Origin of the sequence: Pseudarthrobacter sp. PH31-O2, from assembly GCF_030063265.1 — a bacterium.
Lineage (GTDB): Bacteria > Actinomycetota > Actinomycetes > Actinomycetales > Micrococcaceae > Arthrobacter.
Map to the genome: position 1 here is coordinate 310,133 of NZ_JASIST010000003.1, position 15,568 is coordinate 325,700.

12 protein-coding genes are annotated in these 15,568 nt (G+C 64.8%); 5 read left to right on the forward strand and 7 right to left on the reverse strand.

Annotated elements, in window-relative coordinates:
- Positions 1–19 precede the first annotated feature (19 nt).
- The 3 genes from QMG72_RS07385 to QMG72_RS07395 all read left to right on the forward strand — a co-directional run bounded on the left by QMG72_RS07385 (position 20) and on the right by QMG72_RS07395 (position 4,140).
- Complete coding sequence (locus QMG72_RS07385) at positions 20–772, forward strand: response regulator (protein WP_253031678.1); 753 nt, start codon at positions 20–22, stop codon at positions 770–772.
- Between the two features lie 260 nt (positions 773–1,032).
- Positions 1,033–2,475 (forward strand): amino acid permease, encoded by a 1,443-nt coding sequence (locus tag QMG72_RS07390; protein ID WP_226775594.1) that lies wholly within the window; start codon positions 1,033–1,035, stop codon positions 2,473–2,475.
- 354 nt (positions 2,476–2,829) lie between these two features.
- Complete coding sequence (locus QMG72_RS07395) at positions 2,830–4,140, forward strand: M18 family aminopeptidase (protein ID WP_283480191.1); 1,311 nt, start codon at positions 2,830–2,832, stop codon at positions 4,138–4,140.
- Between the two features lie 34 nt (positions 4,141–4,174).
- On the opposite strand, the gene QMG72_RS07400 is transcribed toward QMG72_RS07395, so the two are convergent.
- A complete protein-coding gene (locus QMG72_RS07400) occupies positions 4,175–5,515 on the reverse strand; it encodes a hypothetical protein (protein WP_282360028.1) in 1,341 nt (446 codons plus the stop codon).
- Positions 5,516–5,518: 3 nt separating this feature from the next.
- Positions 5,519–6,766: an exopolysaccharide biosynthesis GT4 family glycosyltransferase EpsE gene (gene epsE / locus QMG72_RS07405; RefSeq protein WP_282360027.1), complete on the reverse strand. Its 1,248-nt coding sequence runs from the start codon at positions 6,764–6,766 to the stop codon at positions 5,519–5,521.
- Positions 6,767–6,980: 214 nt separating this feature from the next.
- On the opposite strand from epsE, the gene QMG72_RS07410 reads away from it, so the two are divergent.
- Both QMG72_RS07410 and QMG72_RS07415 read left to right on the forward strand, forming a co-directional pair.
- Positions 6,981–8,426, forward strand: coding sequence for an O-antigen ligase family protein (locus QMG72_RS07410; RefSeq protein WP_226775597.1), 1,446 nt, complete (start codon positions 6,981–6,983; stop codon positions 8,424–8,426).
- Positions 8,426–9,382, forward strand: a complete 957-nt coding sequence (locus QMG72_RS07415; RefSeq protein ID WP_226775598.1) for a hypothetical protein — start codon at positions 8,426–8,428, stop codon at positions 9,380–9,382. The genes QMG72_RS07410 and QMG72_RS07415 overlap by 1 nt, the downstream gene beginning before the upstream one ends.
- A 41-nt stretch (positions 9,383–9,423) precedes the next feature.
- On the opposite strand, the gene QMG72_RS07420 is transcribed toward QMG72_RS07415, so the two are convergent.
- Genes QMG72_RS07420 through QMG72_RS07440 form a run of 5 tightly spaced genes read right to left on the reverse strand, consistent with a single transcriptional unit; the run spans position 9,424 to position 15,371 of the window.
- On the reverse strand, positions 9,424–10,647 hold the full coding sequence (locus QMG72_RS07420) for a glycosyltransferase family protein (RefSeq protein ID WP_226775599.1): 1,224 nt from the start codon (positions 10,645–10,647) through the stop codon (positions 9,424–9,426).
- The gene (locus QMG72_RS07425; RefSeq protein ID WP_283480175.1) at positions 10,647–11,552 is read right to left on the reverse strand and encodes a DUF6492 family protein; all 906 of its coding nucleotides are present in this window, start codon (positions 11,550–11,552) and stop codon (positions 10,647–10,649) included. Before QMG72_RS07425 ends, QMG72_RS07420 begins: the two co-directional genes overlap by 1 nt.
- The gene (locus tag QMG72_RS07430; protein WP_283480176.1) at positions 11,552–12,643 is read right to left on the reverse strand and encodes a glycosyltransferase family 2 protein; all 1,092 of its coding nucleotides are present in this window, start codon (positions 12,641–12,643) and stop codon (positions 11,552–11,554) included. The genes QMG72_RS07425 and QMG72_RS07430 overlap by 1 nt, the downstream gene beginning before the upstream one ends.
- Complete coding sequence (locus tag QMG72_RS07435; protein WP_282360023.1) at positions 12,640–14,136, reverse strand: lipopolysaccharide biosynthesis protein; 1,497 nt, start codon at positions 14,134–14,136, stop codon at positions 12,640–12,642. Before QMG72_RS07435 ends, QMG72_RS07430 begins: the two co-directional genes overlap by 4 nt.
- On the reverse strand, positions 14,133–15,371 hold the full coding sequence (locus tag QMG72_RS07440; protein ID WP_226775603.1) for a glycosyltransferase family 4 protein: 1,239 nt from the start codon (positions 15,369–15,371) through the stop codon (positions 14,133–14,135). Before QMG72_RS07440 ends, QMG72_RS07435 begins: the two co-directional genes overlap by 4 nt.
- Between the last annotated feature and the right edge of the window lie 197 nt (positions 15,372–15,568).

Sequence of the window (15,568 nt, forward strand, 5' to 3'; positions counted from 1 at the left end):
TATGAGTCAAGGGGAACCGATGGGCGAGACTGCACCGATCCGCATCCTTCTGGTGGATGACCAGCCGCTCCTGCGGATGGGATTCCGGCTGATCCTGGAGGGCGAAGCCGATCTGGAAATTGCGGGCGAGGCGTCCGACGGAGCCGAAGCAATCCGTCAGGTCCGTGACCTTCAGCCCGACGTCGTGCTGATGGACGTGAGGATGCCGGTGTTGGACGGAATCGAGGCCACCCGGGCCATCACCGCGTCCGGAATCCACTCGAAGATCATCATCCTCACCACTTTCGACCTCGACGAATACGCTTTTGCCGGCCTCCAGGCCGGCGCTTCGGCCTTCCTGCTCAAAGACGTCGCTCCCGCTGAACTGATCAGCGCCGTCCGGGTGGTGGCAAGTGGAGACGCCGTGGTGGCGCCGCGCATCACCCGGCGGTTGCTGGAAACGTATGTCCGCAGCGGCGGTGCCGGCACGGGCGGCGGTGCTGCAGGCAGCGGGGTGGGCCCGGGCACACCCGGTCCGGGATCCCCGGCCGGGGCCCGTCCGGTCAAGGATCCGCTGCTGGAGGACCTTACGCCGCGCGAAAACGAGATGCTCGGGGCGATGGCCGAGGGACTCTCCAATGCCGAGATTGCGCACCGGTATTTCCTCTCCGAAGCCACCGTCAAAACACACGTGGGCCGGATCCTGACCAAACTGCACCTGCGCGACCGGGTCCAGGCCGTGGTGTACGCCTACGAGACCGGCCTGGTGGTGCCCAGCAACCCCGACTACTGAGCCCGCGGTGAGCGGCGGGCGGAGGCCTGTTTGCTTGAAGCAGTGGTTTCAGACACACGGGTGAATTGCCTAGGGGGCAACTTTCATTGCCTTCTAGGCCTTGGTGTTGGGGTAGTGCCCCGCCTGCCCATCCGTCATTTGTGGGATTGCACAGGACAGGCGGTCCTGAGTCCGGTTTAGGGTGAAACGTCAATGTGGTCCGCCACACAAATAGTTACTTTCCACCGCGGACCCGCACAATTCCCGAAGGACGGCGCCTTATGCAGGCTGACCAGCAGCTCTCCAAGTCCCTGAAACCCAGGCACTTGTCCATGATTGCCATCGCCGGAGTGATCGGCGCAGGCCTGTTTGTCGGCTCCGGTGCGGCAATCCAGCAGGCGGGGCCCGGGATCCTGGTCGCTTACACAGCGGCAGGGCTCGTTGTTATTCTGGTCATGCGCATGTTGGGCGAGATGGCCGCTGCCAACCCGGAAACTGGTTCGTTCTCGACCTACGCGGACAAAGCCCTGGGTCGCTGGGCCGGGTTCAGCATCGGCTGGCTCTACGCCTGGTTCTGGATCATCGTCCTGGGCATTGAAGCCACGGCCGGCGCGGCCATCATGCACCGCTGGGTGCCGGGGATCGACCAGTGGGTCTGGGCGCTGCTGCTGATGGTGCTCCTGACCTTGACCAACCTGGGCTCGGTGAAGTCCTTTGGTGAATTCGAATTCTGGTTCGCCTCCATCAAGGTCGCGGCGATTGTGCTGTTCCTGATATTCGGCATCGCCGCCATCCTGGGCCTTATACCGGGCGTGCCGGCTCCCGGCGTGAGCAACCTGCTCGAAAACGGCGGCTTTATGCCCAACGGACCGGGTGCCGTGCTGGCAGGCATCCTTGTGGTCGTATTCTCCTTTTTCGGTGCTGAAATCGCCACGATCGCTGCCGGCGAATCCGAAAACCCTGTCGACGCCGTCAAAAAGGCCGTGAAATCGACCGTCTGGCGCATTCTCGTTTTTTACATCGGATCCATTGCGGTGGTGGTTACGCTGCTGCCCTGGAATTCCGCCTCCGTGGCCAAGAGCCCGTATGTTGCCGTCATCGAGCTCTTCGGAATCCCCGGCGCCGGCACCATTATGGACATCGTGGTGCTGACCTCCGTGCTTTCCTGCCTCAACTCCGGCCTGTACACCGCCAGCCGGATGCTGTTCTCCCTCTCCCGCCGCGGCGATGCCCCGCGGTCCTGGATGCGGATCTCCAGGCGCGGCGTACCCGCCGCGGCAGTCCTGGCCTCCACAGTGGTCGGCTTTGTCACTGTTGGCCTGAACTACGTCGCCCCGGATACGGTCTTTTTGTTCCTGGTTAACACCTCAGGTGCCATCGCCTTGTTTGTGTGGCTCGTGATCGCCGGCTCGCAGCTGATCCTGCGCCGCAGGATGGGCGCTGCGGCCAAGGACCTGCAGCTCAAGATGTGGCTCTTCCCCTATTTGACCTGGGTGGCAATCATCAGCATTGTTGCGTTGCTGATCGGCATGGTGGTCCTGGAGTCCACCCGCGAATCGCTGCTGCTTTCCCTGGCCCTTGCCGCGGTTGTTGTTGGTATCGGCGTGTGGCGCTACCGCAAAAACGGCGGGAAGCCTGCAGCTCCCGCGGCCGACGAGGTCAAGATGGGAGCGTCTGAGGTACCCCTCGAAGACGCCGCTGCAGGGTCGCGCCCCGCCTCGTAGCACCGAAAGCCCCTGCCTGGTGCTGGTCCGTGGGCTGGATGTGTCCCGCGGGCCAGCACCGCGGGACATGTCCCGCGGGCCAGCACCGCGGGACATGTCCAGCTCTGCCGCGCACGGGTGGACATGATGGACATATGTACACCGGGCCTCACCAAGGGAGGGCATGCCCACCGGCCGGGAACCGGCGCCCGGAACTTCCCGCGGAGCACGCTGAAACGGGACAATGCCTTCGGCGACACAGGCGAAATCTACCAACTGGCCACCATGATCGGGTCAGTGCCCGGCGGCTACGCGGCCGGCCTGGTCGTCGCCGTCTACCGGCAGCGCCAGGGCCACGGCGCTAGACTCGGAGCCATGCCTTCACAGCCCAATGCCGCAGCCCACATCCAGGACCTTGGTGCGTACGTCACCGCGTCGCCGTCGAGCTTCCATGCCGTCCACGAAGCCGCCCGCCGGCTGAACGGGGCAGGATTCACGGCCCTTGACGAGCGGGAGCCCTGGCAGATGCCCGCCGGCGCAGGGAAGTTCTACGTGATCCGCGACGGAGCCATCATCGCCTGGGTGGTGCCCGGGACAGCCCATCCCACCACGGCCTTTAACATTCTGGGCGCCCATACGGACTCCCCGTCGTTTAAGCTCAAGCCCAAACCCACGACGGGCAAGTTCGGTTGGCTGCAGGCCGGCGTCGAGGTCTACGGCGGTCCGCTGCTCAACTCCTGGCTGGACCGCGAATTGCAGCTCGCAGGGCGCCTCGTGCTGCGTGACGGCAGCCAGCACCTCACGGCCACCGGGCCGCTGCTGCGTTTCCCCCAATTGGCCATCCACCTGGACCGTGCCGTCAACGAGGGGCTGGCCCTGGACAAGCAGCAACACATGAACCCGGTGTACGGGCTCGGCGATCCGGCAGGGGAAGACCTGTTGGGCCTGCTCGCGGACCGGGTTGCCGGTGCCGACGTGGACGCTGCCCAGATCGGCGGCTACGACGTTGTCATTGCCGATACCCAGGCCCCGGCAGTGTTCGGCGCGAAAGGCGAGTTCTTCGCGTCCGGCCGGCTGGATAACCTGTCCGCAACCCACGCCGGGCTCACGGCCCTGATCGCCCACGCCGCCGCGCCGCTCCCGGCCGGGTCGCCGATTGCCGTGCTAGCCGCGTTTGACCATGAAGAGATCGGCTCCGCCTCCCGCTCCGGTGCCAGCGGGCCCCTCCTTGAGGACATCCTGGTGCGCATTTCCGACGGTCTGGGGGCTTCTGCGAGCCAGCGGCGGCAGGCCTTCGCCGCGTCATTTTGCGTCTCCGCCGACGCCGGTCACGCCGTCCACCCCAATTATGCTGAACGGCACGATCCGGCCAACCGGCCGGCGCTGAACGGCGGCCCGCTGCTGAAGATCAACGCGAATCAGCGCTACGCAACGGACGCAACCGGCGCAGCTCTTTGGTCGCGGCTCTGCGCGGACGCCGGCATCCCGTACCAGGAGTTCGTCTCCAACAACGAGATGCCCTGCGGCTCCACCATCGGTCCGTTGACCGCCACCCGACTCGGTATCCGGACGGTCGACGTCGGTGTGCCACTGCTTTCGATGCACTCGGCCCGGGAGCTCTGCGGCGTGGACGATCCTTACCGGCTTGCGAGGGTGACGGAATTGTTCTTCCGCACCGCGGCGTAGTCGCTCAAGGTGTAACCCTGTAATCCTGCGGCCGTTAGGGCAGGCAGGAAGCGGCGGCCCCGTTGATTCGGTAGAGGTGGACCGCGTTGCCGTCCTTGAACGTGTCCCGTATGGTGCCGTTGCTGACGTGCACCGTGCGGTCCTCGTCCAGCACCGCGGCGGTGAAATCCGCGCCACGCAGGCACCCCAGAGTGAGTTCAGCATGCTGTGCCTGTGCCTGCGCCGAGCCCGCGAAGATGTAGAGGTCGCCGTCGAGTACTTTCACGGCCGTGTCGACGCCCGCAGTCCGGGTCAGGGCACCGTCCAGGAACGGCGCGTTGAGCACCGGTGCCAGGACGGTGATTTGTTGGTTGACGGAGGTCACCCAGGGCCTTATCTCGTCACCGCATGATTCCCGGAGGATGTGGAAGGATTGGCACGGGCCGCCGAAGCTGTGGTTGAAATAGACAATTCCCCGTGCGCCGTGGATCAGGCTGCTCCAGACGGCGGCCCTGATTTGCGGGCCGGTGATGGTGGGGGCTTTGGCCTCGCCCGCCGGATGCCCTAGTTCCACAAAGGCCCACACCGGTTTGCTGCCGGCCGGCCGGACCAGGGATCGGACCCGGTCAACTGTCCAGCCATAATTGGCGCCCAGCCGGCATTCCAGGTCCGTCAGGTTGCGTCCCCCGCCCAGCCTTCCGCCACCCTCCCCTTGGCCGCAGATGTTGGGGTCGGTGAACCAGTAGTTGTCGACCGAAACCACGTCCTGGAATTCATTGACGAAGACCGACGCTTCTTCATCGGTCTCCCAGAAGCTGACGCCCTTGCCGTAGTTGGCATACGTCATGGTTCCGTCGGCAATAGCTGCAGAGAGCTTCCGCTGCACAGAATAGCCACAGGGCACTCCCGCGGGGTTGCAGACCTCCCCCTGCCCGGGCCACTTTCCGGTCCATTTGGAGGACCCCGGCCCCGCCCACATGTCGGGTTCGTCGGCAAGGACCAGGCCCGAGCTCCATGGCGAGGGTTCGCTCGTCACAGCGTGGACACCGCCGGGCTGCAGCAGGGCGGTGTCGGAGTTCGCAGTCAAGTTCACGTAGGTGTTCAGCCCGACGCTTTTGTCCATTTCTATGTCGCCCGGCTCCAGGACGCTTTCCAGCCAGACACCAAGCGGGAAGTAGTCCGGGGTGGCAGGCAGTGGGTTCTCGAATCCGCCGTAGAAACCAGCCCCGCCATCGACTGCACGGAGGCCCTTGGCCGCAGCATCATCCGCGGGTGTCGTGGCGTTCGCCGCCAGAGATTCCCCGGGTGGCGCTCCACTGCCGCTGAAGAGCAGCGCGATCGCCAGACAAAAGGCGGCGGTCAAGACCGCGTGGGAGCGTTCTGGGCTAATTTTCACGGGCTATACCCCTCGGATGAGTTGGGCCAGGATTGCGGCGCTGCGGGTGCTGTCAAACCGCTCCGCCACGCGCTGCCGACCTGCAGCGCCCAGGCGGCTGGCCAGATCCGGGGAGTTCAGCACAAGGGCGACGGCGGCCGCGAGCCGGACGGCATCGTTGGCGGCGACCAGAAGGCCGCTCTGCTGGTCCTGCACCAACTCCGGGACGCCCCCAGCGCCGGTAACGACCACGGGGACGGACAATGACATAGCCTCCATGATTGCTACCCCCAGCGGCTCGGCATGGCTCGCGAGGGCAAAAACGTGTGCCTCCTCAAGTCCGGATCGGATGACTTCTTCGGATACGGCCCCGAGGAGCGTGATCCTGCCAGCCAAGTCCAACTCGGTGATGAACCGCTCAAGCTCAAGCCGGTATCCGGTTCCGCCAACTTCGTCCTCGCCGGCAACCACGAGCCGTGCGTCTATTCCCGCGTCCGCCAGCAATCGGACCGCGGCGACGAGGTCTTTGTGGCCTTTGCTGGGGTTGAGCCGCCCGCAACTGAATATCCTGGCGGGTCCCGCGCCCGTCCAGGGTTCATAAGGGGTCCGCCTGATGAAATTTGTGGTGTCGACCCCCATGGGCGCGATTTCAACCCTGCCTGGAAGCGCCGCGCCGAGCTGCTGGCCAATGTCCCGGAGTAGCCCCTTGGTGATGACCACGGCGAAAGCGGCATTTTGCCACTTGTCGGCTTGATTGGGCCCGTAATCGGCCAGCGGACCGTGAAGCGTCAGGCTGTAGGGGAGGCCTGAGAGGCGGTGGGCAAAGAGTGCTATCTGTGCGGCGTCCGCGCAGGAGTGGACGTGGATATGCGTCCAGGCCCTGCTCCGGGAAACCCGGACCAGATCGGCAGCGGCAAGGACAAGCGCGGCCAGGTAGAGTGCACCCATGACCTGCCGGCGCAGTCCGACCGCCGGTGCACGCCCAGCTCGGTATTCCCTGACCGACCACCGGAGGGCGGGCGCCCGGCCGGACATCAGTCCTCTTAGCAGGGTTGCTGAGGCAAGGACGAGGGTTGCCGGTGAGGGTGGCACGAGGTAGTACGTCTCATTTTCCGCGCCCCCGGCCCAGCCATGGCTCACCCTCCCCCCTTTGGGGCGGCGGGTGGAGATCAGTTCCGGCTCCATTCCCAAGGTCCGCAGTGCGGCCACTTCACGCCAGAAGAAACTGTGGGTCTGCCCCGGAAACTCAGGGACCAGATATCCGAATGCCATGGGAACCCCTTCAAACTTTGAAGGTCTTCGTGGGGAAGGTCCGGCAGGGCGGGCCTGTGCGCCATCCTACTAAATTACTGCCTCCGGCACAGCCGGAATCGGTAAAGACGTTTTCGGAAAAGTACTGTTTCCGGCGCGGCCCAAGGGCTAGTGTCAGAAAAGACGGGCACTGGCGTTGTGACCCGGCGGTCCTCTAGGTAGGTTGGGGAAGTGAATGGCCGGTACTGTCCGAATCCCGGAGCAAAGATCCGGCGCGTCACCACGCCAATCCTCCGCGCTGGCCGACTTCGAGATATCCCCGGCGCCAAAGGGCCACCCGCCGCTGCTCCTCCGAATGGTCGCGTTTGGCGTGTTTTTCTTTCCCTCAAGCATGGTCTTGGGCGGGCTGGGGGCGGCCGGGACCGTGCCGCTGTTGCTATCGGCCGGGCTCTTTGTGCTGTGGGTGGTCTCTTTCCTGCTCGGCCTGCATGACCCCGTGGGCTTCCGGCATCCGGGACGGCTTGCCCTGGGCGCGCTGATCCTGGCGTCGTGCCTGTCCTATATCGGGCTCGTATCCGGCTGGACCGGGGGCAGCACCCCTGTTGTTCGGGCTTCGGCGGACAGATGGCTGATCCTGTTGGCAGCCAGCGCAGGGATCGTCCTGGTCACCACCGAACAGATCCGAACCGTCACCCACGCATTGGTGCTGGTCAGGGCCCTGCTCGCGGGCGGCGTCTTCTGTTGCCTGGTGGCCGTGGTCCAGTTCTACTTCCGGGTGAACCCGATGGAATGGATCCAGGCCGCCATGCCCGGCTTTACCTACAATGGCGGTGATACGCCGTTCCAGGCGCGAGGCGCCCTGATGCGGGTGTCCGGCAGTACTTTTCACTCCATTGAGCTCGCCGTGGTCACGGCGATGCTGCTGCCGCTGTCGATCTGGCGCGGGCTCTACGATCCCGTCGGCCGCAAATGGATCCATTGGGGAGTCACTGCGCTCCTGGTCTTTGCTGTGGCGTCCACGGTGTCGCGCTCAGGAGTCCTTGGCCTGACGGTGGGAATGTTGACGTTCCTGCCGTTCCTGCCGAGGGGGGCCCGGCGCTGGCTGAGCCTGATTCTGCCGGTGGTGCTCGCGGGACTCTTCCTGACCGTTCCTGGTCTGGTCAGTACGATCAGCGAGAGCGTCAGCGTCGGTGAGTCCGACCCCTCGATCAGCAACAGGACCAATAACTATCCCCTGGTGGCCGCCATGTTCGAGGAGCGTCCCATCTTCGGGACGGGACCCGGAAACTACGTGCCGCAAAACGCTGTATTCATTCTCGACAATCAATACCTGAATACCGCGGTAACCCTCGGATTGGTGGGACTGCTCGCAGTGGTCCTCTACCTGTTGCTCCCGGGTCTGGCCGCTGTGCAGGCAGCCCGGGTTGCCCGGACCCAGTCGCTGAAATGCCTGGCCGGTGCCATCGCGGCGGCGGGACTCGTCGCGGGTGTCTGCTCTTTGGGGTTCGACTCCCTCTCATTTCCGGTCTTTGCGCTTGTCTACCCGCTGTTCGTTGGCCTCGGCGGAGCCGTCTGGATCCTCGTCAAGCGCGAGACAAAGGTTCTGGCGGTCGTTGACGTCGCGGCGCCACCGGATAGTTTGCCCAAGAACGGCCCAACTGCGCGAAATGGAGACAACTAATGGATCCCCTGGCTGTGCTCAAAACGTTGTGGCACCATAAGTTCTTCGTCCTTCCTGTTGTGCTGCTTACGCTCCTGGCCGCGGGATATGTTTACCAGTTCGGTCCGAGGTCGTATGAGGCGAGCATGAGCTACGCGGTGGTGAATCCGATCGTCCCGACGAGCGAAGACATCCAAAAGAAACCGGAACTTGGACTCGTGAATAAGGACAATCCCTACCTGCGGTCGGCAGACCCTGCCCTGGTCATCGATGTGCTGATCACCAGGCTCAACTCTCTGGCCGTGGGGGACAAGCTGCAATCGGCAGGGCTCGGCAATGAATACGCCGTGAGCCGCGGCCTCGGGGGCAACGGGTTTGTGGTGGACATCAGGGGCGTTGGCGACTCAGCACAGCAGGCCGTCGCGACCACCGAAGCCCTGGGCCAGCTACTGGAATCCAATCTCCTGGAAATGCAGAGCATCAATGGGGCGGACAAGACTTATTACTTCGCCCCGCTGATGGTCTCGAAGCCGGACCGTGCCACCGAGCTGTACTCAAACCGCCTGCGGGCAGCGATCATCGTTTTTCTGGTGGGCGCGATTCTGGTCTTCGGCGCGGTGTCCCTCGCCCGAGTGGTGGAGGTGGCGGGAAGAAAGCGGGCCGCCCGCAAGGCAGCGTCCCCAGCCGCCGGGGACGGGCCAGCCGGGCCGCCACCAGCGGACGGCCTCCGCATCCCTGATCCATCCGCTGGCATTCACAAGGCCTCAAGGGGCCCGGAGAGCACACGAGTACCAGGGCAGGGCCGCGGCCAGGCACCCGCCACCCGCGGCCAGGCGCCCGCCACCCGCGGCCAGGCGCCCGCCACTCGCGGCGGCAGGAGACGTTCAGCCGGCAGCCCGGAAGGGAGCACTGAACCGTACGCGACGTCAACGTCCGCGAGCCAGAGTAGCGTGGGCGGGCCCCACAGCGCTCCTTAGCGGCGGCCGGCGAGGGCCCCGGCAGGACCAGTGCGGCCGGCTTATGTGGCGTTCAGGTCTCCCCTGCACGCCGATTCAAGACTGTCCGCCACCATCGCCTGGGTGTGGTCCCAGCCCTGCCGGACCCCGGGCGCAGCTTTCCACTCCGGACCTGCGACCAGCAAAGAGAGTGCGCCGGCCAGGGCCGCCGGGGTTGGCCGGGCCCAGACGGCACCGGCGCCGGGAAGATCGGCTTGTGCCATGGCGGAGTCATTCAGGACGGGCCTGCAGCCTGCAGCCAGGAGTTCTTCGGCAGCCAAGGAGATATTCGTAAACGACATCACCAGACCGGCTTTGGTGCGGTTGTAGAGTTCATTCAGTTCAACTGGCAGAAGATTCCCATGACTCGTGACAGGAATACGCCAGTTCGCCACGCGGTCGCCATAGACATGGATCTCCACCTCCGGGTGCATATGGTGGAAGAGTTCCAGCGCCAACTTGCCGAGAACGTATCCCCTGCGGTCGGTGTTCCGCTTGGCGTAAAAAACCACGCCGCTTCGCGGCCGGCCGCGGGCATCCTCCAGGATCCGGTACACCCCGGTATCGCAGCCAAACGGGACCGTCAACGCCGGCACGATGCCTGATTCGTGCTGAAGCTGCGCTGCTACCATGTCGCCGAGCGCAATCAACTCGAGGCCCAGGTGGTATGACATTTCTGCGAGGGTGTACAGCGAACCGCGAGGATAAAAATAGGGTTCGTAGTCCTGTACAAGGTAGAAGAGGCGAATCGGGCCCCGCACCCGGGACGCCACCACATGAGCCGTCTGCCAGGAACTGGCCACAACCGCGTCGACCCCGTCGATGCTGGGTGTAGCTGACCTGATGGCTGCTTTCATCCCGGGCCAGCACCGCCGAATAACTTCCTCATGGCGAGCGACGTCGTCGGCGTTAACGTCGTAAAGGAACAGGGTGCAGCTGTGTCCGCGGCGCTCCAATCCTTCAACCATGCGGAACAGGGTTGTGTGCCCGCCGGATCCGGCCCCGGGCGGTGTGCAGACCCAGCCGATTTCAAGGGCGCCGTCCCGGACGGGATAGTGGGAAGGAACCCGGCGGGTTTCCGGATCCGTAATGTCCTCTGTCCGGAGGGGGAAATCCAGCTCGGCCCACCCCAGCCGGTCGCCGGCCTTCTGGGCGATCTTCCGTGTTCCGCGGCGAAAAACTTCGCCGGGGCCGTCCCGCTTCAGCCTGGTGGCCAGCTGGGCCAGCCGCCCTGTGGGCCGCATCATCAGCCCTGCTCCCGTTCGCCGGCCAGTGTCCCCCGGACGTTTGCAACGGCTTGGCGGCGGTGGTGGAGCCTGGTTCCCGACTTGGCCGAAATCATGATGGCAAGATCGTCGGAGCTGACCGCTGCCAGCAATTCAGCCATTCCGGCAGGATTCAAGGGGCGCTCTTCCGAGTAGACGACGCTTTTCATCCGCGAGGTCGTTGACTCCGCACCTCCGAGCACCTCGTCCACATACACTCCGTAGAGGATCATTTCGGAGAAGCGGAGTTGACTGCCGATTGCAGTGGTCCAGTTCAGACCCGTGTTTTCTTCCACTGCGGACAACAGGTCCCGGACGATTGCGGGGTTCCAGAGGCACGGCCAGCTGATGTAATCCGGAAGGTTTTCGGCCGGCGGCGGTGCCAGTCCCAAGAGTGACCGGGAAGTTTCGTGCCAGGTGCGGTGCAGGGGCAGCCCGGCGTGGACCGCCCCGGGGTTGCGGTACATTGCAGGCCTCCCGTTCACCATAAAGGACTCCAGGGACGTCCTGCGGATGAGCACCATGTCGGAATCCACCAGTAGCACTCCCCGGGTGGTGAAGGAGGCGGCAGCGGACAATTTGACCAGTTGCTGGGCGATCCAGCCGCGCACTGGTGGCCAGGGGCGCAGGGCGTTCACCCAGGCGTTGGCGCCCGGTATCTTGACCAGGCGGCGCGGCAGGAACTCACCGACATCGTGGACAAACGTCCGGCCCCCTTCCATGCTGCTGAAGTGTTTCCGGTCCCCGCACGGGACAACGATGTGGTGTTCGACGTCGTCGGTCAACTCCATCACGGACCGGTTCAGGTCAGCGCACAACTCCGCGTCGGGTCCGTAGCTCGGGGTCAGGACGGTCAGCTCGGCTCTGGCGGCATCCTCAACAGTCATCAGTACACTCCAGTCCTGTGCCAGCGCCGCCATTGGAGCTCGGATCTCAATCGCGCCGCTATGCGCCGGGCCAGTGCGGCAGCGGTGAATCGCGCGGACCGGGAAGTCTGGCCCGGGCGCAGCGCCAGACGAGTCCATGCGGTGGTGCCAACCACTCCGGGGGCCAGTTCCCGGGCGAGCTCACGGCTGGACCGGAACAGATCTGTCTGTCCGGCGCCTCGGTCGAGTTCGCGTCGAGCGGTCTTCAGGGCTTCCTCGACCAGCGCCCGGGTGGCGCACCGCCGCAGCTCGCCGGCTTCGGAGATCGAGCCGGCAGGGCCGGCAAAAAGTACGTCGAAAGCTTCCCGTCGCTCCTGCAGATCCACGAAGACGTTGACCTCGCGGGCGGAGAGGCTTTCGCTGTGCTCGCGATGCCAGGCCTGATCGGCCCCGTGGATGTAGGCGACGTCAGCGAAGGCGGAGAGGCGGAACCAGAGCTCCATGTCATGGGTGTGCCGGAGCTGTGCCTGGTAGCCGATTTCTTCCAGTACCGACCTGCGCATCAGGACCTCGGGCGAGGTGATGACGTTGATGCCGCTGCGGCAGCGGTCAGTCAGCCACTCCCGGCCCGGCCAGATGGTCCAGGCGGATGCGAGTAGCCGGGGCGGCGGGAGTACATCGGCGGAGAAGTGGATGGGGTGTCCGTAGACCAGCCCTACCGAGGGGTAAGCGCGGGCCACCCGAGTGGAACGGCCAAGTGAGCCAGGGGTCAGCATGTCGTCAGCATCGAGCCGCACGAGGAACTCGCCTCGTGCGGCTTTGGCACCATGGTTGAATGTTTCGACGACGCCACGGTTGGTGTTGTGGGTCAACACCCGGACGTTGCCATGTTCGGCGGACAGCAGTTCCGCCACGTCCCGGCTGTCATCCGTCGAAGCGTCATCGACGATGATCACGTCAACGGTGACGTCGTCCTGGCTGACGGCGCTGAGCACCGCGGCACGAAGGAATCGGCCGTAGTTGTAGCAGGAAATGACCACTGTGACAGTAGCCGGGCCGTCGGCCCCCGGCGAGGGGCGGGTTCTGATCTTCTTGCTGATCGTTGCCGTCACAGTGGTCCCGCAGCCGTCGTCGTCTCCGGTGCGGGCGCCGGAGACGGGGCCGCGCCGGCGTCGGCCGGCATCCAGCCCCTGAGGTCGCGGATCTGCTGCCGAAACCAGCGGCCCAGCAGAAGTGAGTAGACGGCCGTGCCGGTCAACCCCCCGGCGAGTAGTCCCGTGAGTGGTGTGGGGGCCCAGCCGAGGGCTGCCATAGCGGCACCACCCGCCGGAACAGCAGCCGCCAGGGGTGGCCACAGGCGGGCGGCCACGGCCCGGAGATCGGCCCCGCTGCGGCGAAGGGCCACGGCATAGGCGGGACACACCACGACGGCGGCCGTCGCCAGGTGCGCGATCGCCACGCCGGGGGTTCCTCCGGCCTGAATGCCGAACAGGACAGCAGGGATAAGGGCAGCGATCCAAAGGATTTGCACAACGAGCACCGGTCTTGAGGCGCCTCTGGCCAGTAGATACGACGCGGCCAGGTCGAACAGGGTGCGCAGGGCTCCGAAGAGCCCGAGCCAGGCAAGGATAGGGACAGCGGACAGCCAGACGGTCCCGTAGACCAGTTCAATGACCGGTTGCGCCAGTACCGCCAGCATAAGCCCGGCCAGCAGGGACACTGCCCAGGTTGGACCCAGGACCGCCGCGAAACTCTTGTCGGTATTCCCTCGGGCCAATCTGGCAAACGCAGGTATGGAGATGGAGCGCACAACTTGGCCCAGCGCACTCATCGGCCAGTTGGAGACGTTGAATGCCAGGAAGTAGAAGCCAAGTGCCACGGGGCCGGCAAGACGGGAGATTGCTACGTTGTCGACGTTCAAAAGCACCCAGGAGAGCATGTTGGCACCGGCAACGGGGAGCCCAAACGCCAGCACTTCCGGTGCTACGGACCGGTCGAATCCGAACCGGACCTTTTCTCCGGCGAGGATGAACTGCAAAACCAAGGCGACACTTTGGGAGACAAGCCGCCCGACAGCAAGACCCATTACGCCCCAGCCGGCCAGAATCAGGATGATCGTTAAAGCGGTGCCGACAACGAAGTCCGAGACCGCAATTCCGAACAATTCTTTCTGCGCGAACCGGCGTTGCAGTGCCGCGTAGGGCACCACTCCGGCCCCTGCCAGCAACAACGAGACCGCCATGACCGAGATCACCGGACCGGAGTCCGGGCTGCCAAGCAATTCGGCTACACCCTGGCCCGAAAGAGCCATGGTCACGGCCAGCAATGCTCCCGAAGCAATTCCGAGGCTGGCTACCGTTGGCGCTTTCCGTGCGGGCTCCGCCGAGCGGATCAGATCCGCGCTCATGCCTAAATCGGCGAGGGTCATAAGGATGGCCTGTACGGTTAATGCGATGGCAAACGCGCCGAACTGTTCAGGTGCCAGCAACCGAGCCAACACGATTCCAACGGCAAAACTGCCCAGCCGCAGCACGAGGCTGTTGATGCTGCTCCACGCGAGCCCGCGGCCGATTTGCGGCCCAAGTCCGGGCTGGGCGGCCCTCATGCCGGTGACTTGCGGGGGCTGAGTGGCGGTTTGGGCTGCCTGAAATTCATCACGGCACGGAATTTCGCCACCCCATAGCCGGTCCGGACCACGGAGCTGTTGAGCCGGGCCCCCGGCGGTGCCAGCAGCAGGCGACGGTAGGTGGCTTCAAGCTTCCGTGCCGCTTGATCGAGGCCGAATCTTTGTTCAACCAGTTCGCGACCGAAGGCTCCGAGCTCCGAACGCAACTGCTCGTTGTCCAAGAGGAGGGCGAGAATCTGCGTCAAGTCCGCCCCGCCGCCACCGCCGTGGCCGAACCATCCGTCCTGCAGGAACCGGGGTGCCGTCTCCGGGCTGGCGAGTTTCCAGAAACCCCTTGTCCCCTGCACGATAAGGGGTTTGGCATACGCCATTCCGCGCAACGCTGAGCTTCCCATCCCAAGAACCACATCCGCCGCGTCGTAGAGCGGCCGGGGGTCGCCGACGTTGCCCAAAACCCGAACCACTTCCCGGCCGCGCCGGCGGTTGACCGCCCGGGCCGCCGCAGCTACGTCAGCCAGGCCTTCGCCGTCGCCGGCGATCAGCAAGGTCACCGGCCGGCTTTCGGACAAATTGTCCATAACCCGGATGGCCGCCTCAACGCCCTGCAATTTTTCCAGGTCCGTTGTCAGCCGGCCAACTACGCTGACGACCAGCTGATCCGGCGGGATATGGAGCTGGCGCCGGGCATTAGGGACGACGGACGGCTTGTTCTGGGCAGTGTCGACCGGAGGCTCCATGACCTGAACGTGGGAGCGCCGGAGATTCTGCTGGACGGCGAGGGCATGCGTGCCGACAATCAGGGGAAAATGCCGCGGCAGGAAGTCCGGGACGTCCATCGAGAGCACTGTCATAACTGCCGGGGTTCCGAAGCGCAGGCCGGGCCCGAACGCTGTATCGATACTGGGTGCCCACTCATAGGGGTGGACAACGTCAATACCCCGCGACCGCACTGTGGTTGTCAGTTTTCGGATGGTCGCGGGATCCACGGCGAATCTGCGCCGCGGCGCTTCGACGTACTCGAGGTTCAGCATCCTCACCTTCTCGACCAGTACTCCGGAGGTGGCGAAGACCGTCACGTTGTGTCCCAGATCGCGCACTGCGCCCGCAAGCTCAAGTGCGTTGATCTGGCTGCCTCCCATGGCCAGCTCATGGGGGTAGACAAGAATACGCATGGCGGGGGTGAGGTCCTGCTCGCTGCGGCACACTTCAGGCATGCGGTCCCCGTCTGTCAAAAATGCGGCCGTTCGCTGGCACTCACACGCTCGGCACTCGCACTACAGCCCCACCGGAATTGCCCGCGGCAAATTCGGGGCTGCAGCTAGCCACCTAGCTACCCTGTCGTGGAGGGATCGTCCCGATGGTGATACTCACAGCCAATATATCCGTCGCCCTGCCGGGGGACTAGGCCGTG